A 302-nucleotide genomic window follows, 5' to 3' on the forward strand; every position below is an offset into this window, starting at 1 on the left:
AACAAATTCAAAATATAATTATTTATATAAACAAAAAACCATTCTTGCGAGTGGTTTGTTTGGCTGTTTTCTATTCTTCCAATACGAGATGTACTAGTACCTTCGACGTTTAAGAGCTTAACTTCTGTGTTCGGGATGGGAACAGGTGTATCCTCCTAGCCATCACAGCCATACTTGTTTACTTTTGTACTTTTTCTTTTTCTTTTCTTTTTCAATATATTTCTGTTAAAACCCCTTACAACTAAAGAGTATATATTTCTGGTCAAGCTTTCGATTTATTAGTATCAGTTAGCTTTGATGTT

Annotated in this window: 1 rRNA gene; it reads right to left on the minus strand. The window is 32.1% G+C overall.

What is annotated here, in order from left to right:
• Positions 1-57: 57 nt before the first annotated feature.
• Positions 58-173: ribosomal RNA gene (gene rrf / locus VJI93_RS08625) — 5S ribosomal RNA — on the minus strand.
• Between the last annotated feature and the right edge of the window lie 129 nt (positions 174-302).

This window comes from Parvimonas sp. M20 (assembly GCF_035282425.1).
Lineage (GTDB): Bacteria > Bacillota > Clostridia > Tissierellales > Peptoniphilaceae > Parvimonas.